Below are 18,797 nucleotides of genomic sequence, written 5' to 3' on the forward strand. Positions count from 1 at the left end.
CCAGTGACGGCTGGGGAACGCCCGGCGCGATGACCGGGCGGTGGGATTAACTGCGTGCAGGTTCCGGCTGTAGGGCATCTTCCGTCGACGGGGTTGCCGGTCGATTTTGCAAGATGGTCCAGATAGCAATGGCACCGAGAATATCGAATACCGAGAGCGCAGCAAACAGTGGGCTGAAACCCAGAGTATCTGCCAATGCGCCGACCACCAGAGCAAACAGCGTACTGGCGGTCCAGGCAGCCATGCCGGTCAGGCCATTGGCGGTGGCGACCTCGTTGCGACCAAATACGTCAGAAGACAAGGTAATCAGCGCGCCGGACAGTGCCTGATGAGCAAAACCACCGACGCACAACAGCGCGATAGCCGCATAGGGGCTGGTGAACAAACCGATCATGCCAGGGCCAATCATTAGCACCGCACCCAGTGTGACCACCAGTTTGCGGGAAACGATCAGGTTCACCTTAAAGTGTTTTTGGAAAAACGGTGGCAGGTATCCGCCAACGATGCAGCCGAGATCGGCGAACAGCATCGGCATCCAGGCGAACATGGCGATCTCTTTCAGGTTAAAGCCGTAGGCTTTGAACATGAACAGCGGAATCCAGGCATTGAACGTGCCCCAGGCGGGCTCTGCCAGAAATCGCGGCAGTGCTATTCCCCAGAACTGGCGGTTGCGTACAATCTGCCAGGCAGACATTTTCTTGGCATTATCGGTTTGATGTTGCGCCTCTTGGCCCTCAAGGATGTAATCGCGTTCTTCTTTGCTGAGTTTCTTCTGATCCTTCGGATGCTTGTAAAAAATCAGCCAACAGATGGCCCAGATCAGGCTTAGCACACCGGTGATGATGAATGCCATTTCCCAACTGTGCGCTACGATGGCCCAGACAACCAAAGGCGGGGCGAGCATACCGCCGATCGACGAACCCACGTTAAAGTAACCCACGGCAATGGAGCGTTCTTTGGCCGGGAACCATTCGCTACTGGCTTTCAGCCCGGCGGGGATCATTGCTGCCTCCGCCATGCCAACGGCACCGCGTGCCAGCGCTAGCCCACCCCAACTGTTGGCGAGCGCGGTACCCATACAAAACAGCGCCCACAGGATAGCGAACATGGCGTATCCCACTTTGGTCCCTAAAACGTCCAGTACGTAGCCCGCGACTGGCTGCATCACGGTGTAGCAGGCGGAATAGGCCGCGACGATATATGAGTACTGCTGCGTGGTGATATGTAAGGTACCTTCCAGCGTCGGCGCCGCGACGGCAATGGCGTTGCGGGTCAGGTAACCCAGCACGGTGCCAATGGTCACCAATCCGATCATGTACCAGCGTAACCCTTTAATTTTACGCATCCGAAATGTCTCCCAGTCTTCAATAGGCAGTGCCGAGATGGCAGCAGCGTTTTAGGGGGTGATCCCTTTTCGTTGTTCTGCGCCGGCCTGTCCGTCACCGACGTATTCCCGCCGCATGAACGACTGGGTGGCGAGACAATAACTTGTCATACAGATTTAAAAGTTGAGTGATATCACAAAAGCCGTTTTTCAATTACGTAATACTGTTTGCTGGATAATTATGCGATTCATGCCGATTTTTACCGCAAAACCGCCGGTTAATGGCCTTTGAAAGGGAACTAAGCCGCAATCCAGAGTGATATTTTGCTGGACGCCCAGATAAATTGGTGTGATAACTTTGTCGCATTGGACACAATGCAGAACGACAAGCAAGGTGAGGAGCCAGATATGGCGACGTTTTTAAGTGAAGATTTCCTGTTAAATACCGAGTTCTCCCGGCGTTTGTATCATGACTATGCAGCGGACCAACCGATCTTTGACTATCACTGTCATTTACCACCGGAACAGATTGCCGAAAATACCCGTTTCAATAATTTGTATGAGATTTGGCTAAAGGGCGATCACTACAAATGGCGGGCGATGCGCACTAACGGCGTGGCGGAACGGTTGTGTACCGGCGATGCCAGCGACCGTGAAAAATTCGACGCTTGGGCCGCCACTGTGCCGCACACCATCGGTAACCCGCTATACCACTGGACTCACCTGGAGCTACGTCGCCCGTTCGGCATCACAGGGACGTTACTTTCCCCGACGACAGCGGACGATATCTGGCAGCGCGGTAATGCCTTACTGGCACAGGACGATTTCAGGGCGCGTGGCATCATGCAGCAAATGAACGTAAAAATGGTCGGCACGACAGATGATCCCATCGATGATCTGCGTCACCACAAGGCCATTGCCGCCGACAGCAGTTTTGATATCAAAGTATTGCCAAGCTGGCGGCCGGATAAGGCGTTCAATATTGATGCGCCGGGCTTCAATGATTACCTGCAAAAACTGGAAGCGACAGCAGACATCAATATTGGTCGTTTCAGTGCCCTGTGTGACGCATTGAAAAAGCGTATGGATCACTTTGCTGCTCATGGCTGCAAGGTGGCTGACCATGCACTGGACGTGGTGGTGTATGGCGAAGCGGACGAAGCGGCATTAGACACTATTTTAGCTGCACGCCTGAGCGGCAAGTCACCGACACCGGAGCAGAGCGCCCAGTTTAAAAGCGCAGTGCTGCTGTTCCTGGCTGCCGAATATCAACGCCGTGGATGGGTGCAGCAATACCATATCGGTGCCTTACGCAATAATAACAGCCGCATGCTGGCAAGTCGGGGGCCGGACATCGGTTTCGACTCGATTAACGACCGACCGTTGGCGGAGCCACTTTCACGCCTGTTAGACGCCCAAGCGCGTCAGGGTGGACTACCGAAAACGATCCTGTACTGCCTCAACCCTCGCGATAACGAAGTGATCGGCACGATGGTCGGTAACTTCCAGGAAGAAGGTACGCCGGGCAAGATGCAGTTTGGCTCTGGCTGGTGGTTTAACGATCAGAAAGACGGCATGCAGCGCCAGATGACACAGTTGGCGCAACTTGGCCTGTTGAGTCGTTTTGTCGGCATGCTGACCGACAGTCGCAGTTTCTTGTCTTATACCCGTCATGAGTATTTCCGTCGCATTCTGTGCCAGATGATTGGTCGCTGGGTGGAAGAGGGGGAAGCGCCGGCGGATATCACGCTGCTGGGTCAGATGGTGAAAAATATCTGCTTCGACAATGCCAAAAACTATTTCGCCATTGAACTGGCGTAGCTGTTGCCCAAGGTGGGTTTATGCAAAGCATGGTAAAAATTCATTCGCTGGACAATGTCGCGGTAGCACTGCGCGATCTGGCCGCAGGCGAAACGCTGCGGATCGCGTCGCAAGACATTGTACTGACGCAATCGGTGGTTCGCGGACATAAGTTTGCGCTGCAACCCATAGCGGCCGGTGAGGCGATCACCAAGTACGGTTTGCCGATCGGGCATGCGTTGGATGCCATCGCACCAGGTGAGCATATCCACTCACAAAATGCTAAAACCAACCTGAGCGATCTGGACAGTTATCAGTACCAACCTGCTTTTCCATCACTGCCCCCGCAGGCTGCAGACCGAGAGGTAAACCTTTATCGCCGCAGCAGCGGGGAGGTCGGGATCCGTAACGAGTTGTGGATCGTACCGACCGTTGGTTGCGTTAACGGTATTGCCCGGCAGATCCAACAGCGTTTTTTAAAGGAAACGCAGAATGCTGCGGGGATCGACGGCGTGCATCTGTTCAGCCACCCGTTTGGTTGTTCGCAGCTTGGGCAGGATCACGACAATACCCGAACCATGCTGCAAAATATGGTACGACACCCAAATGCGGGGGCGGTGTTGGTGATTGGGCTAGGGTGTGAAAACAATCAGGTAGATGTTTTTCGTAGCACGTTGGGTGTGATCGATGAACAGCGGGTGCGCTTTATGGTGTGCCAACAGCAGGACGACGAGGTGGAGGCTGGGCTCGAGCAGCTACATGCGTTGTATCAGGTGATGCGCGAAGACAACCGGCAGCCAGGCAAATTGAGTGAATTGAAGTTTGGTCTGGAGTGCGGTGGCTCGGACGGTTTGTCAGGCATCACTGCCAACCCGTTGCTGGGGCGTTTTTCCGATTACCTGATCGCTAACGGCGGCACTACGGTGCTGACAGAGGTACCAGAGATGTTTGGTGCCGAGCGGATCTTGATGAGCCGCTGCCGCGATCGGGCGACCTTCGAAAAGACCGTCAGCATGGTTAACGATTTTAAACAGTACTTTATCGCTCACAATCAGCCAATTTATGAAAATCCCTCACCGGGCAACAAAGCCGGAGGTATCACTACGCTGGAGGAGAAATCCCTCGGTTGCACGCAGAAGGCGGGGCAGAGTCAGGTCGTGGATGTGCTCAAGTATGGCGAGCGATTGCGGCAGCCTGGCTTAAACTTGCTGAGTGCACCCGGCAATGATGCGGTGGCGACCAGTGCGTTAGCGGGTGCTGGCTGTCATATGGTGTTGTTCAGCACCGGGCGCGGGACGCCCTATGGTGGCTTTGTTCCTACGGTGAAGTTGGCCACTAACAGCGAACTGGCGGCGAAGAAACCGCACTGGATCGACTTTGATGCTGGCAAGTTGATCCATGGGACATCGATGGATCGTCTACTGGAGCAGTTTGTTGATCTTATCGTGGCGATCGCTAATGGTCAGGCGACGTGTAACGAAGTGAACGACTTTCGTGAATTAGCGATTTTTAAAAGTGGGGTGACATTGTAAAGCCACTGTCTCTGCTTTGCTGACGCCAAAAAAAAGCGCCCGATAACGGGCGCCTATAGCGTTATTTCAGGTATTAACGGACTCTCAGTGGATCTTCATCCGCTAAACGCTGATCTTCTGCCTGGCAGGCCGCTGCGGTGAACAGCACGTCGGTAGAAGAATTCAGTGCCGTCTCAGCGGAATCTTGCAGCACACCGATGATAAAGCCGACAGCAACAACTTGCATGGCCACATCGTTCGGAATACCAAACATGTTACAGGCCAATGGAATCAGCAGTAGCGAGCCACCAGCCACGCCGGAAGCACCACAGGCGCAGATAGCGGCGACAACACTCAGCAGCAGCGCAGTGGGGATATCAACCGGTACGCCCAGAGTGTGGACCGCAGCCAGCGTGAGGACGGTAATGGTGATAGCCGCACCGGCCATATTGATTGTGGCGCCCAGCGGGATAGAAACCGAGTAGGTGTCTTCGTTCAGATTCAGCTTTTTGCACAACTCCATATTCACCGGAATATTGGCGGCTGAGCTGCGGGTGAAGAACGCGGTCACACCGCTCTCACGCAGGCAAGCGAAGACCAGCGGATAAGGATTGCGGCGAATTTTCCAGTAAACGATCAGCGGGTTCAGCACCAGCGCTACCAGCAACATACAGCCGATCAACACCACCAGCAGTTGGGCATAACCCCACAGCGCACCGAAACCGGTGTCCGCCAGCGTCGAGGCCACCAGACCGAAGATACCGAGCGGTGCACAACGGATCACCGCACGAACCACCATGGTTACCGCGTGTGACATATCGTTAATCAGTGATTTGGTGGTTTCAGAGGCGTGGCGCAGTGCCAAGCCCAGACCCACAGCCCAAGCCAGGATCCCGATATAGTTGGCGCTAATCAGTGCTTGGAACGGGTTGGCAACCACGCTCAATAACAGACCTTTTAGCACTTCAATAATACCGCCTGGAGGGTTGATGTCGGCGTTGCCGGTTACCAGCACCAGGTTGGACGGGAACATAAAACTGACCACAACCGCCACCAGCGCCGCAGCGAAGGTGCCCAGCAGATAAAGGAACAGAATCGGACGGATGTTAGTCTTCTGGCCGTGTTTATGGTTGGCGATTGAAGCCATAACCAATACCAGCACGAGCACCGGCGCCACCGCTTTTAATGCTCCGACGAACAGTGCGCCCAGCAGTCCAACGGCTGAAGCTGTTGCCGGTGAGACCAACGCGACAATAATACCGGCCACCAAGCCGACCATGATTTGTTTGACCAGACTGCCCTGAGTGATCTTTTGTAGTAATTTTTGCATAGTGCTCTTCTTCCTGATGATGTTGCTTACAGCTTTATCTCGGCGGGAACGCCACCGGACAACTTTATTTGAATCTGTAACCAAGTGTGTTTGCTTAATCAGTATTCAGTAAACGAATGGGGTTGGAAAGAGCCAGCGGTGAAATTCTGAGGGCGGATCAACTCTTGATAACATACTGGTTACATTTGTGTGATCGCAATAACATTTGGCGTTTGGGATGAATTGCCAAACAATCACGGGGCGACTAGCGCCCCGGATAACAGATTATGGTGCTTTATTATTAGCCAGACGGTCGTTACGGCGGTTAACCCAGGCGTTGATCAGCAGGGTCAACGTCAGGATACCGGCCACTACACCGAGCGAAACGCCGATCGGGATATGGAAGAAGTCGATAATCAACATTTTGACACCAATAAACATCAAAATGATCGACAGGCCGTACTTCAGCATCGAGAAACGTTCTGCCACGTTAGCCAGCAAGAAGTACATGGCACGCAGCCCCATGATGGCGAACAGGTTAGAGGTCAGAACGATAAACGGATCCGTGGTGACGGCAAAGATTGCCGGGATACTGTCTACCGCAAAGATCACATCACTCAGTTCCACCAGGATCAGCACCAACACCAGCGGCGTCGCAAACAACAAACCGTTGCGGCGCACGAAGAAACGCTCACCTTCCAGGTTATCGGTCATACGCAGGTGGCTGCGCAGCCACTTCACCAATGGTTTGTCACCAATCGCCGAATCATCTTCTTTCGCCAGCGCCATCTTGATACCGGTGAACAGCAGGAAAGCGCCGAACAAGTACAGTAACCACTGGAACTGGGTAACCAGCCAGCTACCGGCGAAGATCATGATGGTACGCAGTACGATCGCACCCAGTACGCCGAAAATCAGCACCCGACGTTGCAGGTTGGCCGGCACGGCAAAATAGCTGAACAGCATCAGCCAAACAAAGACGTTATCAACCGCCAGTGCTTTTTCGATCAGGTAACCGGTGAGGAAGGCCAACGCCTGAGTATCGGCAACAGCGCGCCCGGCGGTCTGGTTCAGGTAGTACCAGAAACCCAGGTTGAACAGCAGGGAAAGGCTGACCCACACCAGCGACCAACTGGCGGCCTGCTTTAGCGTCATGGTATGTGCGCCTTTACGGCCTTGCAGCAGTAAGTCGATTGCGAGCATCACAACTATGATGGCGGCAAAGCTGCCCCATAACCAAGGTGTGCCAACGGTATTCATCATCAGAGGTATCCTTCAAAAACAAAAACGGCCAACGTCGGAAGACGCTAGCCGCTCTTATGAACGCTGCAAGCAAACCTCGCCTTCCGGCAAGGTCTCACTTACAACGTTGATGAAGGTGCACCGACAGTGCGCCCTGACATCAGGTTGCCCGGTAACCGGGTGCTTACGCACCGTAATGACGATTGACCGGCAAGATACCCTTCATCTTTCAAGCCGCTGCTGCGTTGTCTTCCCTCTGTCACCCCAGTCACTTACTTAAGTAAGCTCCTGAGGACGCCTTCGGTTGCCGCCTTGCCGCACCTTGAAATCTATTGGGTATAAAAGTTACTCCCCTTTGCACGGCAGAAAGTAATGCAAAATGTGTCAGCGGTCAACGTTTATTGCGTTACCCAGCCAGGGCTTTTTGGGCGCCCAGGCTGACGACAAACCCCTGTAACAGCAGCCGGCTGAACGGCGTATCGCTAACCTGCTGTTGCTTAAGCTGATACTCAGCTTGTTGTTCTGGGTACAGCTCGCCGAGCCAGCTCAGATACTGGTGCATCACTGCGCCGTTAAACTCTGGGTGGAACTGAGTCGTCAGCACGTGATCGCCATAGCTGAGGATCTGATAAGCATCCTGTTGCGAACGTGCCAGTACTACGGCACCGGCAGGGGGGGTTAATACGCTCTGCGAGTGGATCAGATTTGCCTTGAAGCGCGGTGGCAACATCGCCATCCGCCGGTCATTGGCGGCGGCAGGCAACAGCTCGATATCCAGCGTCCCGACCTCCATGCCCTGCGGGTGATAACCGACTTCCCCGCCAAGCGCGTAGGCCAGCAATTGGTGGCCATAACACGCGCCAAAAATAGGCAGCTTGATGAGCATAGCCTGGCGCAGCCATTCGGCGGCCTGTTCGCTCCACGGCAGTTGCTCGGTGACCATCGCCGGTGAACCCGTGATCACCACGCCAGAGTAGCTTTGCGGTGGTAGAGGGTGTTCGCCTGCGGGGAGATGCACGATCTGCACGCGATCGGCGTCAATGTTTCCCTGTTGCAGAAACATACCGTCAAAATTGGCTTTTTCCAGGCGAATAGCGTCTGGTGCATCGCCAGTTTGCATCAGTAATAGTGGCTTCATGTCATTCTCCATCGGCAGGAAACACGACGCCAGTCTGGCGGCGAATGTCGGTCAACAGGCGGGCGATAATTAACGAGTTTTCTAACCCCGGATGCTCCACCTGCCGTTTCTCCACCAGCTCGGCGAACACCTGTGCTTCATATAGCATGGTGTTAATGTGCTGCGGCTGGGTCAAATCCTGACGATGCCCACCGCGCGGCGTTAGCGCAACGCTCTGGCACTCCGAGATTTTCTCAATCACCAACGTGCCATCCTCACCCTGGATCTCGCTGGGAATGTCCGAGTTGCTGACTTTGGAGTGGGAGATAGTTACGTCGAAATCACCGTAGTTGAGGCAGGCTGTGCCGTGAGCATCAACGCCGGTATCGAGCAAAGACGCGCTGGCCATGACCGACGTTGGCGCACCGAACAACGCTACGGCACTGGCGAGACAGTAATAGCCAATGTCCATGATCGAACCGTTGGAGAACTGCGGATTGAAGGTATTCGGGTTCTCTCCTGCCAGATAACGTGGATAGCGCGAAGAGTATTGGCAGTAATTGATAAAGGCTTTGCGTAGGCGGCCAATTTTCGGCAGCGCTTGCTGTAAAGCCAAGAAATTCGGCAGGTGAGCGCTTTTAAAGGCTTCGAACAACACTACCTGATTCTCGCGAGCACAGGCTACCAACTTCTCGGCTTCGCGCAGATTGGATACCAGCGGCTTTTCGCAAATGACGTGTTTCTTATGGCTGAGGAACAGCAGCGACTGCTGGTAGTGCAGACTATTAGGGCTGGCGATGTAAACCGCATCAATCCCGTCTGACTGGGCCAGTGCCTCGAGGGAATCGAAAAACGCATTGACGTGGTAGTTGGCACCAAACGCCTTAGCCTGTTCCAGCTTGCGCGAATAGACAGCGGTCAGCGTGAGTTTGCCACTCTCATGTGCGGCATCGATAAAGCGTTCCGTAATCCAGTTGGTACCAACAACAGCAAAGCGAATCATAGATATCTCCGGTTCCCAGATGTTAGAAATCAGAGTATCACAGGGGCTCGTCAGGTATACAGATTGCCAAACACCGAGAGGTGGGTCAGATACAGTCGGGTATCGAACTCCAGTTGATGGTAATTGGGCTCCATATGGCAGCACAGGCTGTAGAAGGCTTTGTTATGGTCTTTTTCTTTCAGGTGTGCCAGCTCATGTACCACGATCATACGGAGAAACGGCTCTGGTGCTAATTTGAATACCGTCGCCACACGAATTTCCGCTTTGGCTTTCAACTTACCGCCCTGCACTCGGGAAATGGCGGTGTGCATACCGAGCGCGTGTTTCATCACCTGAATTTTACCGTCATAGGCGACTTTACTTAGCGGCTGAGCGTTGCGCAGGTATTGGTTTTTTAAATCGACGGTAAACTGATAAAGCGACTTGTCGGTGGTGCAGTCATGCACCTGCGGATAGCGCTGCAACAGCACATCCCCTAACCGTTGTTGGTCGATCAGCTGCTGCACCTGGCTTTGCAGATGTTCAGGGTAGCCCTGCAAGTAAGTCAGTTCGATTTCACGCATGAGTAATATTACGCCCCAGTATTTCCATAATCGGACGCAGTCGCTCGCGCTGCATATTCGCCTGTCGGGCTTCCCAGCGATCGTGGGCCGCCTGCAGGTTTAGCCAAAAGTCTGCCGTGGTTTCAAAAAGATCGGCAAACAGGTTGGCCTCCGCAACGCTGAGACGGCGATGCCCATTGCATAAGCGGTTTACCGTGGCGCGAGTGACGCCCAAGACCTTGGCCAGATCCTCCTGGCCGATACCCAGCGGTGTTAAGTACTCTTCTTGCAGCACTTCCCCCACCGTAGTGGGTTTTCGGCTTGTGGTCTCTAACATATATTCTCCAATGCCTAGGTATCTTGATGTGGGTCCAGGTAAATCTGCTCGGCGGCATCATTGCGCCAGCGGAACATTAAGCGCCATTGAATATTAACCCGCATACTGGACCAACCTTGAAAGGTGCCGGACAGGCGTTTGTAGTAATTGCCGGTCGGATTATGTAAATCACACTCTTTTTCAGCGGCGGCCAGCATATCGAGTTTTCTGGCTAGTTGGCGTTCAATGGTCGAAGGAATCAAACGATCGTGTCGACCCTCCTGATAGAATTGCGCCAAATATTTGTCTCGGAAAGACGAAATCATTTCCTTCCCCATTCCATTGGGACAATGAGTGTAACATTTAAAGTTACATTGTGTCGGATTAAAAATTGCTCAATGCAGATTAAGCGAAAGGAATGCTATAGCTATCAGCGGCGAAAAGCGGGTTTGGCTTTCCGGTATGCGAGTGAATGCGCAATTTATCCGAAAAAACATTTTACTGCTGGACGTTTTTAGGGGATAAACAGCCCAAATTTTATCAGTCAGGAGGGGCAATGAGCCAACTCGATCTGGGAACACAGCAACTTGAGCTGGAACGTTATCCCCAACAGGAAGAATCCACCCAATTGCAGGCGTGGGAAGCGGCGGACGAATATCTGCTGCAACAGCTTGAAAATGTAAACATCGACGGTCGTCCGGTGCTGATTTTCAACGACAACTTTGGCACGCTGGCCTGTGCGTTGCACAGCCATCAGCCATATAGCATCAGCGATTCATACATGAGCCAGCTGGCCACGCGCCATAACCTCAAGCTCAATGAGCTGGATCCAGAGCAGGTTACGCTGTTGGACAGCCTAGCAGAACTGCCGGCGTCACCGGCGGTGGTATTGATCCGTATTCCTAAGGCACTGGCGTTGCTAGAACAGCAACTGCGTGCGCTGCGCGATGTGGTGGCACCGGACACGGTAATCATCGCTGGTGCTAAGGCGCGTGATGTACACACCTCGACCATGCAGCTGTTTGAAAAGGTGCTTGGTCCGACCCGCACTAGCCTGGCCTGGAAGAAAGCGCGATTGATCTACTGTGAAGTGGCAGACATCGTGCCGCCAGCCGCTCCGGAAACCACCAACTGGGTGCTGGACGGCACGGATTGGATTATCCACAACCACGCTAACGTGTTCTCACGTAGCAACCTGGATATTGGCGCGCGCCTGTTCCTGGATCACCTGCCGCATGACCTTGAAGGCCATATCATCGATCTCGGCTGTGGTAACGGCATTATCGGCATGGCTGCCTTGATGCAGAACCCGCAAGCGCAGGTGACCTTTGCTGATGAGTCCTATATGGCGGTAGCTTCCAGTGAGCGAAACGTGGAGCACAACCTGCCGCAGGATTTGGATCGTTGTCAGTTTGAAGTGAACAACTCGCTGGCGGGGATTGAACGTGAAAGCGTGCGTGCAGTGCTGTGTAATCCGCCGTTCCACCAACAACATGCGATCACCGATCACACAGCCTGGCAAATGTTCTGTGATGCCAAGCGTTGCCTGCAGGTGGGCGGCGAGCTGCGTATTGTCGGTAACCGCCATCTGGATTATCACCAGAAACTCAAACGTTTGTTCGGCAATTGCACCCTGATAGCCTCTAACAAGAAGTTCGTGATCTTGAAAGCGGTGAAGTCCGGCGCACGTTACTGAGTTGATGAAGGGGCGCAGTGAATGTGCCCCTTATTATTGTCACTACAGTGCCATCGCCAGACGCGTGCCCTGATCGATAGCGCGGCGGGCATCCAGCTCGGCGGCGACATCCGCACCGCCAATCAAATGTACTGTTTTCCCCATTTCCAACAGCGGTTGCTGCAACTCGCGACGCGGCTCTTGCCCGGCACAGATAATCACTGTATCGACGGGTAAGCAGCTTTCCTGCTCGGCTCGCACAATATGCAGGCCTTCATCATCAATACGTTGATAATTCACACTGTTTAGCATCTTTACACCGCGCATCGCCAGACTGGTGCGGTGAATCCAACCTGTTGTCTTCCCCAAGCCTTCGCCCACTTTACTGGTCTTACGTTGCAGCAGATAAATTTGTCGAGCTGCGTGTGTCACCACTGGTCCTTCGGCTGCCAGACCGCCGCGATGGTTAAGCTGGTTGTCGATACCCCATTCACGGTTAAACTCGGTTTGATCCAGGCTGCTCGACACGCCGTGCTGGCTGAGGTACTCGGCGGTGTCGAAGCCAATGCCGCCGGCACCGATAATCGCGACCCGTTGGCCGACGGGTTTCTTGTCGCGCAGTACGTCCAGATAGGTCAGCACGTTGGCGTTATCGATACCGGGGATCTCCGGAGTACGCGGCACGATACCGCAAGCGAGGATCACGTCGTCAAATTCTGCCAGATCGGCCGCTGTCACCCAGGTACTCAGTTTCAGCGTCACCTCGAGCAGCGTCAGTTGGCGGCGGAAGTAGCGTAGAGTCTCGTGGAATTCCTCTTTACCGGGGATCTGCTTGGCGATGTTGAACTGACCGCCAATCTGATCGGCAGCATCGAATAACGTCACCCGGTGGCCACGGCTGGCGGCTGTGGTGGCAAATGCCAGCCCGGCTGGCCCTGCGCCGATGACCGCCAATTTTTTCGGTTTCTCTGTCGGGATCAACGGCATTTCGGTTTCGCGGCAGGCACGCGGATTAACCAGACAAGAGGTGAGCTTGCCTTCAAAAATTTGGTCGAGGCAAGCCTGGTTGCAGCCAATACAGGTATTGATTTCGTCGGCGCGTCCCTCGGCAGCTTTTTGCACAAAGGCAGCGTCAGCCAGGAATGGACGGGCCATCGACACCATGTCTGCGCAGCCGTCCGCCAACACCTGTTCTGCTACCGCCGGATCGTTGATGCGGTTGGTGGTGATCAGTGGGATGCGCATTTTCCCCATTAGCTTACGGGTTACCCAACTGAACCCCGCGCGTGGCACCATGGTGGCGATGGTCGGAATACGTGCCTCATGCCAGCCGATGCCGGTGTTGATGATGGTCGCTCCCGCCTGCTCAACCGCCAGCGCCAGCTGTTCGATTTCCTGCCAGCTGGAACCGTCTTCCACCAGATCGAGCATCGAAAGGCGATAAATCAGAATGAAATCGCTACCGACCGCCTGCCGCACCGCCCGGACGATCTCCACGGCAAAACGCATGCGGTTGCTGAAACTGCCGCCCCATTGGTCGTCGCGCTGGTTGGTGCGCGACACCAGAAATTGGTTGATCAGATAACCTTCGGAACCCATCACCTCGACGCCATCGTAACCGGCCTGCTGCGCCAGTGCTGCACACTGGGCAAAGTCGGCGATAGTCTGCATGATCTCATCCTCGCTCAGCGCAGTGGGGGCGAAGGGGTTGATCGGCGCTTGCAGTGCAGAAGGGGCTACCGGCTGCGGTTGGTAACTGTAGCGACCGGCGTGCAGGATCTGCAGTGCAATTTTGCCGCCAGCCTGATGGACCGCATCAGTGACAATGCGATGGTGAGCGACCTGCTGCGGGTGGCTGAGGGTGGAGCCACCACGATACACCACACCTTTTTCATTGGGGGCAATACCGCCGGTAACGATCAACGCTACGCCAGCCGCCGCACGTTCGGCATAGAAGGCCGCCATCCGCTCGGGCCCATTGGGCAGTTCTTCCAGGCCGGTATGCATTGATCCCATCAGCACTCGATTTTTCAGGGTAGTGAAGCCGAGATCCAGCGGTGCCAGCAGGTGTGGGTAATTGCTCATTGCAGTCTCCATCGTTCATCCCCTGCCTCTTTCAAACGGGCTATCGCTTGAAAATTATTGGGCATGATTAGTTGTTATTATTATGTTGCGACACTAAGTGGTCGGATGAGATAAATCTAGCCGTTGTCACTGCCGTTGGGAATCTGTGTTGCGCTGAATGTGATAGATGTCATGAATCTTTATTGTTGTTTGCATACTGAACAGCAAATCGGTTAGCATTTGCGCGTTGAAATTCCTTCTCTCTGCGGAGCCATTACCGAAAATGAACACACACACCTGCTGATATCTTGTCCTGCGCTGCACATATCCGTGCTTTGTGGGGATGTTTTGATTTCATTCAGGAGTGCTTATGGCTCATTTTGCGCAGTCCCCCCATTTTGTTTTACACCAACTGATCTGCCAGTTTGCTGACGGCGAAACGCTGTTCGGCCCATTGGATCTGACTTTCGATCAACAGCATTGCGGCCTGGTTGGGCGCAACGGCGTCGGCAAAACTCGGCTGCTGCGCCTGATAGCGGGGCTAGATCAGCCCGGCGGCGGGCATGTTGAATCTCATGCTTCATTGGCCTATGTGGCACAGCAGCCAGAAATTTCATCGGACACCACGTTAGCGGAGCTGCTGGGCTACGGTGAGACGTTCGCCGCGCTGGCCCGTATCGAGCTGGGGCGACCACTGGCGGACGATATAGATCGTCTTGAAGGGCAGTGGGATCTGAATGATCGTCTGCAGATCGCTTTCACCGCTGCTGGGTTGCCAGCGTTCGATCCACAACGACCGGCACATGATTTGAGCGGCGGAGAGCGCATGCGTGCTGCATTGTGTGGCGCGATGCTGGGCGATGCGGACTTCTTGTTGCTGGACGAACCGACCAACCATCTCGATGCCTGGGGGCGTGATTGGCTCTATCAGCAACTAGCAAGTTGGCGCGGTGGTTTGCTGGTTGCCAGCCACGATCGACAACTGCTGGCACGCATGCAGCACATCGTTGAACTGACGCCCGACACATTACTCAGCTATGGGGGTAACTATGATGATTATCGCCGTCAGCGTGATTTGGAGCAGCAGGCGGCGCGTGCCGGGTTGGAGCATGCGCGGCAGGAGCGGCGTCGCATCCGTGCCCGACAACAGAAAGAACACGACATCAGCCAGCGGCGTTCTGCGCAGACGCTGAAAACGGTTGATACGCTGAATATTGCCTCCTTTGAACGTGTGGCCTACAAGGGAGCTGCCAAAGAAAGTCTCGGTACGCTGCGTAAGCAGCATCATGATCAGAAGACCAGTCTCGACGCCGCTGTGCGTGAGGCATACCAACGGATAGATGAAGATAACCCGGTGATGTTGACGCTACCGGGGAGTGCCGTGGCGGCGGGTAAACAGGTGTTAGTACTTGAACAACTGCAACTGCCTTTTATTGCTATGCCACCGTTGGACTTGCGCCTCGACGGCCCTATGCGTGTCGCACTGACCGGCCCGAATGGCTGCGGTAAATCCACGTTACTGAAGGTGATTGTGGGCCAATTGGTGGCCGATTCCGGCCGGTGCCACTGTCCGTTGTCAACGGCTTACCTCGATCAAAATCTTTCACAGTTCGATCTGTCGCTGTCGGTCGTCGAGCACCTTGGCTTGCAGGATTCGCCGCTCAATGAGGGCACGGTTCGCAGCCAGTTGGCGCAGTTGCAACTACATGCAGAACGTGTGCTGTTGCCCTTGGCAGCACTAAGTGGGGGAGAGCGTTTGAAGGCGGCGCTTGCCTGTATGCTGTGGCGGCAGGAGCCAGCGCAATTGCTGATGCTGGATGAACCGACTAACCACCTGGATTTGGCTTCCTCATTGGCGATTGAGCGCGCGTTGGTCGATTTCCCTGGCGCCATGCTGGTGGTATCGCATGATGAGGCGTTTTTGCAGGCGTTAAAATTAACCCACCGCTTACAGTGGCAGGAAGGAAAGTGGCAACTTCAAGTCTGGTGATAAACGTCAATTGAATGTGCAGAGCGGCCTTAGGGGCCGCTTTTTTGTATCAGGGATTGATGCATTCCAGCAGTTGGGCAAAGGCGGCTGCCATCTGTTCTTCCGGCACGCAGGCGAAGCCCATTAACAGACCACGGCGATGGTTGGGCAGCATGTAATAACGCGAAAGCGGTCGCACCAGCACGCCGCGTGCGTTAGCAGCGGCGGCGATCGCCACATCGTCAGCTTCGTCTGGCAGATTAAGGATCAGATGCAACCCGGCGTTGTTGTTGAATTCGCTGAGCGCCTGCTTACCCAAATGCTGTTCGATCAATGCGGTTAAAAATGCCCGACGTCGAGCGTAAAGCAGTCGCATGCGGCGGATATGCGCCGTGTAATGACCTTCCTGAATAAATTGCGCTAATGCGGTTTGGATCAGCAAGTGCCCCCCACGATACAGTTCGGCATGAGCCGTTTTCAGTGCCGCCATCAACGGTTTTGGCAATACCACGTATCCCAACCTTAGCGCGGGGTAGAGCGTTTTACTGAAGGTGCCGATGTAGATTACCGGTGCGTCGGCTTCCAGCCCTTGCAGCGCCGGTATCGGCTGGCCGGAGAAACGGAATTCACTGTCGTAGTCGTCTTCAACAATCCAACTGCCGCCGTTGCGTGCGAGTGCCAACAGCCGTTGCCGCCGCGCCAGACTCATCACGGAGCCCAGCGGATACTGGTGCGAGGGCGTAACGAAAATCAGCCGTGGTGCGCCAGTGGGTTTTTCCGGCGGCACCATACCGGCTTCATCAACCTCTAGCGGGCAGATATTCACGTCGTTCATCCGCAGGATATTGCGGATCCCCCAGTAACCCGGCTCTTCAATCCACGCATCGTCACCCGGATTGCACAACATGCGTGTCACCAGATCTATCGCCTGATGAATACCCTCTGTGATCAGAATTTGCTCCGGAGAACAGCGGACCGAGCGTGCTACCCGCAAATAATCCACCAGCGCATGTTGCAGCTCCGGGCTACCGCCCTGATTGCTGTAAGTCAGTCGCTGTGGTGCAGGACGACGACTAATGCGTGCCTGGATTTTGCTGAATAACTGGTGTGGAAAGGCGTTAACGTCGGGTACGCCGGGAATAAACGCGCCCCATTGTTTTGGGCTGGCACTGGCGTGGTGCAAGAGGGTAGTACCGCGCGCTGACAGTTCAATACGTCGTTGTTCCCCGTCACTGCCCGTCGGCGCACTGGTAGTGGATAAACAACTATCCGGTACGGTTTCGGCGACGAATGTGCCACTTCCGGCACGAGCCAGAACATATCCTTCTGCCAGGAGTTGTTCATAAACGGTTAATACAGTGTTACGAGAAAGGCTGAGTTCCTGCGCCAAATCCCGTGAGGCAGGCAGCCGGCTGGAGGGCGGCAGGCTGCCGTCCAAAATACTGGTGCGGATCGCGTTATATAGCCGTTTATGCAGCTTATCTTCAGGTTGTTCGCCAAGACGTTGCAATAACAGATCACCACTCAGTGAGCGCAATTGGATCCCTTAATTAATCGTAACTGGCTCTCGATTATAGGGCCACATCCTGTGTAAATAAACGTCATTGTTTCACGAATGTGAACGAAACGTACAACAGGCATCGACCGGAGAGAACAACATGAAAAACGCAGAATTGAATCAACGTCGTCAGGATGCCACTCCGCGTGGGGTAGGTGTGATGTGTGGTTTTTACGCTGAGCGTGCAGAAAACGCCACGCTGTGGGATGTCGAAGGCAATGAAGTTATCGATTTCGCCTCTGGTATTGCCGTATTGAATACCGGGCACCGTCACCCGAAAGTGATCGCCGCGATTGAAAAGCAACTGAAGGCGTTTACTCATACCGCTTACCAAATTGTTCCTTACGAAAGCTACGTAACGCTGGCGGAACGTATCAACCAATGTGCGCCGATCGAAGGTCCATGCAAAACCGCGTTCTTCACCACCGGTGCTGAAGCGGTAGAAAACGCCGTCAAAATTGCGCGTGCTCATACGGGGCGTCCGGGGCTGATCACCTTTGGTGGCGGTTTCCATGGACGTACCTACATGACCATGGCGCTGACCGGAAAAGTGGCACCTTACAAGTTGGGCTTCGGACCATTCCCGGGTTCAGTGTTCCACGGGCAGTACCCGAATGCGTTGTATGGCGTGACCACTGAAGATGCGATGAACAGCCTGGAACGTATTTTTAAAGCGGATATTGATCCTAAGCAGGTCGCCGCTATCGTGCTGGAACCGGTGCAGGGGGAGGGCGGTTTCAATATCGCACCCGCCGAGTTTATGCAGGCGTTACGTACCTTGTGCGACGAGCACGGTATTTTGCTGATTGCTGACGAAGTGCAGACCGGTTTTGCTCGTACCGGCAAGCTGTTTGCAATGGATCATTACAGCGTAAAACCCGATCTGATCACCATGGCAAAAAGTCTGGCAGGTGGCATGCCGCTGTCTGCCGTGGCAGGTCGTGCCGAAGTGATGGACGCCCCAGCTCCGGGCGGGTTGGGCGGCACCTATGCCGGCAACCCACTGGCGGTAGCGGCTGCACTGGCAGTGCTGGACGTGATTGAAGAAGAGCAGCTGTGCCAACGTTCGCAACGCCTAGGCCAACATCTGGTAGAAGTGTTGCAGCAGGCGCGTCAGACCAGCCCGGCGATTGCAGATATTCGTGCACAGGGTTCGATGGTGGCGGTGGAGTTCAATGATCCGGCGACCGGTAAGCCATCAGCGGAAATTACCCGTCAGGTACAACAGAAAGCATTGGCAGAAGGTCTGCTGTTGCTGAGCTGTGGTGTGAACGGCAATGTGATCCGCTTCCTGTATCCGCTGACCATTCCTGAGGACCAGTTCACCAAAGCGCTGGGCATTCTTTCTCGCGCACTGGCTCAATAAG

At 54.5% G+C, this 18,797-nt stretch carries 15 protein-coding genes; 5 read left to right on the forward strand and 10 right to left on the reverse strand.

The window, feature by feature from the left end:
• Nucleotides 1-46 precede the first annotated feature (46 nt).
• Complete coding sequence (locus SGR01S_RS14920; protein WP_037416425.1) at nt 47-1,345, reverse strand: MFS transporter; 1,299 nt, start codon at nt 1,343-1,345, stop codon at nt 47-49.
• A 387-nt stretch (nt 1,346-1,732) separates the two neighbouring features.
• Between SGR01S_RS14920 and uxaC the strand changes: the two genes are divergently transcribed.
• Complete coding sequence (gene uxaC / locus SGR01S_RS14925; protein ID WP_061807843.1) at nt 1,733-3,145, forward strand: glucuronate isomerase; 1,413 nt, start codon at nt 1,733-1,735, stop codon at nt 3,143-3,145.
• A gap of 20 nt (nt 3,146-3,165) precedes the next feature.
• Nucleotides 3,166-4,656, forward strand: a complete 1,491-nt coding sequence (locus tag SGR01S_RS14930; protein ID WP_061807844.1) for a UxaA family hydrolase — start codon at nt 3,166-3,168, stop codon at nt 4,654-4,656.
• Nucleotides 4,657-4,729: 73 nt separating this feature from the next.
• Here the strand turns inward: SGR01S_RS14930 and sstT are convergent, their stop codons facing one another.
• The 7 genes from sstT to SGR01S_RS14965 all read right to left on the reverse strand — a co-directional run bounded on the left by sstT (nt 4,730) and on the right by SGR01S_RS14965 (nt 10,490).
• Nucleotides 4,730-5,965 (reverse strand): serine/threonine transporter SstT, encoded by a 1,236-nt coding sequence (gene sstT / locus SGR01S_RS14935; RefSeq protein ID WP_037416435.1) that lies wholly within the window; start codon nt 5,963-5,965, stop codon nt 4,730-4,732.
• Between the two features lie 264 nt (nt 5,966-6,229).
• Nucleotides 6,230-7,207, reverse strand: a complete 978-nt coding sequence (locus SGR01S_RS14940) for a TerC family protein (RefSeq protein WP_037416439.1) — start codon at nt 7,205-7,207, stop codon at nt 6,230-6,232.
• Nucleotides 7,208-7,592: 385 nt separating this feature from the next.
• On the reverse strand, nt 7,593-8,324 hold the full coding sequence (locus tag SGR01S_RS14945) for a glutamine amidotransferase (RefSeq protein WP_061807845.1): 732 nt from the start codon (nt 8,322-8,324) through the stop codon (nt 7,593-7,595).
• A gap of 1 nt (nt 8,325) precedes the next feature.
• Complete coding sequence (locus SGR01S_RS14950; RefSeq protein ID WP_061807846.1) at nt 8,326-9,306, reverse strand: Gfo/Idh/MocA family protein; 981 nt, start codon at nt 9,304-9,306, stop codon at nt 8,326-8,328.
• A 50-nt stretch (nt 9,307-9,356) separates the two neighbouring features.
• Nucleotides 9,357-9,869: a M48 metallopeptidase family protein gene (locus SGR01S_RS14955; protein WP_061807847.1), complete on the reverse strand. Its 513-nt coding sequence runs from the start codon at nt 9,867-9,869 to the stop codon at nt 9,357-9,359.
• Nucleotides 9,862-10,185, reverse strand: a complete 324-nt coding sequence (locus SGR01S_RS14960; RefSeq protein WP_061807848.1) for a HigA family addiction module antitoxin — start codon at nt 10,183-10,185, stop codon at nt 9,862-9,864. Before SGR01S_RS14960 ends, SGR01S_RS14955 begins: the two co-directional genes overlap by 8 nt.
• Before the next feature lie 14 nt (nt 10,186-10,199).
• Nucleotides 10,200-10,490 (reverse strand): type II toxin-antitoxin system RelE/ParE family toxin, encoded by a 291-nt coding sequence (locus SGR01S_RS14965; protein WP_061807849.1) that lies wholly within the window; start codon nt 10,488-10,490, stop codon nt 10,200-10,202.
• A gap of 230 nt (nt 10,491-10,720) precedes the next feature.
• Between SGR01S_RS14965 and rlmG the strand changes: the two genes are divergently transcribed.
• On the forward strand, nt 10,721-11,860 hold the full coding sequence (gene rlmG, locus SGR01S_RS14970) for a 23S rRNA (guanine(1835)-N(2))-methyltransferase RlmG (RefSeq protein ID WP_061807850.1): 1,140 nt from the start codon (nt 10,721-10,723) through the stop codon (nt 11,858-11,860).
• Nucleotides 11,861-11,902: 42 nt separating this feature from the next.
• Here rlmG and SGR01S_RS14975 read toward each other — a convergent pair whose 3' ends face one another.
• The gene (locus SGR01S_RS14975; RefSeq protein ID WP_061807851.1) at nt 11,903-13,924 is read right to left on the reverse strand and encodes an oxidoreductase; all 2,022 of its coding nucleotides are present in this window, start codon (nt 13,922-13,924) and stop codon (nt 11,903-11,905) included.
• Nucleotides 13,925-14,273: 349 nt separating this feature from the next.
• On the opposite strand from SGR01S_RS14975, the gene SGR01S_RS14980 reads away from it, so the two are divergent.
• The gene (locus SGR01S_RS14980; RefSeq protein ID WP_061807852.1) at nt 14,274-15,893 is read left to right on the forward strand and encodes an ABC-F family ATP-binding cassette domain-containing protein; all 1,620 of its coding nucleotides are present in this window, start codon (nt 14,274-14,276) and stop codon (nt 15,891-15,893) included.
• A gap of 49 nt (nt 15,894-15,942) precedes the next feature.
• Here SGR01S_RS14980 and pdxR read toward each other — a convergent pair whose 3' ends face one another.
• Nucleotides 15,943-17,409, reverse strand: a complete 1,467-nt coding sequence (gene pdxR / locus SGR01S_RS14985; protein ID WP_061807853.1) for a MocR-like pyridoxine biosynthesis transcription factor PdxR — start codon at nt 17,407-17,409, stop codon at nt 15,943-15,945.
• Nucleotides 17,410-17,530: 121 nt separating this feature from the next.
• On the opposite strand from pdxR, the gene SGR01S_RS14990 reads away from it, so the two are divergent.
• Nucleotides 17,531-18,796: a 4-aminobutyrate--2-oxoglutarate transaminase gene (locus SGR01S_RS14990; protein ID WP_061807854.1), complete on the forward strand. Its 1,266-nt coding sequence runs from the start codon at nt 17,531-17,533 to the stop codon at nt 18,794-18,796.
• Nucleotide 18,797: the final 1 nt, after the last annotated feature.

It is taken from the genome of Serratia grimesii NBRC 13537 (assembly GCF_001590905.1).
GTDB lineage: Bacteria > Pseudomonadota > Gammaproteobacteria > Enterobacterales > Enterobacteriaceae > Serratia > Serratia grimesii.

Excerpts from the sequence above, each read along its gene's own strand:
- SGR01S_RS14920 (WP_037416425.1), bottom strand. The coding sequence starts at position 1,345 with ATGCGTAAAATTAAAGGGTTACGCTGGTACATGATCGGATTGGTGACC.
- uxaC (WP_061807843.1), top strand. The coding sequence starts at position 1,733 with ATGGCGACGTTTTTAAGTGAAGATTTCCTGTTAAATACCGAGTTCTCC.
- SGR01S_RS14930 (WP_061807844.1), top strand. The coding sequence starts at position 3,166 with ATGCAAAGCATGGTAAAAATTCATTCGCTGGACAATGTCGCGGTAGCA.
- sstT (WP_037416435.1), bottom strand. The coding sequence starts at position 5,965 with ATGCAAAAATTACTACAAAAGATCACTCAGGGCAGTCTGGTCAAACAA.
- SGR01S_RS14940 (WP_037416439.1), bottom strand. The coding sequence starts at position 7,207 with ATGATGAATACCGTTGGCACACCTTGGTTATGGGGCAGCTTTGCCGCC.
- SGR01S_RS14945 (WP_061807845.1), bottom strand. The coding sequence starts at position 8,324 with ATGAAGCCACTATTACTGATGCAAACTGGCGATGCACCAGACGCTATT.
- SGR01S_RS14950 (WP_061807846.1), bottom strand. The coding sequence starts at position 9,306 with ATGATTCGCTTTGCTGTTGTTGGTACCAACTGGATTACGGAACGCTTT.
- SGR01S_RS14955 (WP_061807847.1), bottom strand. The coding sequence starts at position 9,869 with ATGCGTGAAATCGAACTGACTTACTTGCAGGGCTACCCTGAACATCTG.
- SGR01S_RS14960 (WP_061807848.1), bottom strand. The coding sequence starts at position 10,185 with ATGTTAGAGACCACAAGCCGAAAACCCACTACGGTGGGGGAAGTGCTG.
- SGR01S_RS14965 (WP_061807849.1), bottom strand. The coding sequence starts at position 10,490 with ATGATTTCGTCTTTCCGAGACAAATATTTGGCGCAATTCTATCAGGAG.
- rlmG (WP_061807850.1), top strand. The coding sequence starts at position 10,721 with ATGAGCCAACTCGATCTGGGAACACAGCAACTTGAGCTGGAACGTTAT.
- SGR01S_RS14975 (WP_061807851.1), bottom strand. The coding sequence starts at position 13,924 with ATGAGCAATTACCCACACCTGCTGGCACCGCTGGATCTCGGCTTCACT.
- SGR01S_RS14980 (WP_061807852.1), top strand. The coding sequence starts at position 14,274 with ATGGCTCATTTTGCGCAGTCCCCCCATTTTGTTTTACACCAACTGATC.
- SGR01S_RS14990 (WP_061807854.1), top strand. The coding sequence starts at position 17,531 with ATGAAAAACGCAGAATTGAATCAACGTCGTCAGGATGCCACTCCGCGT.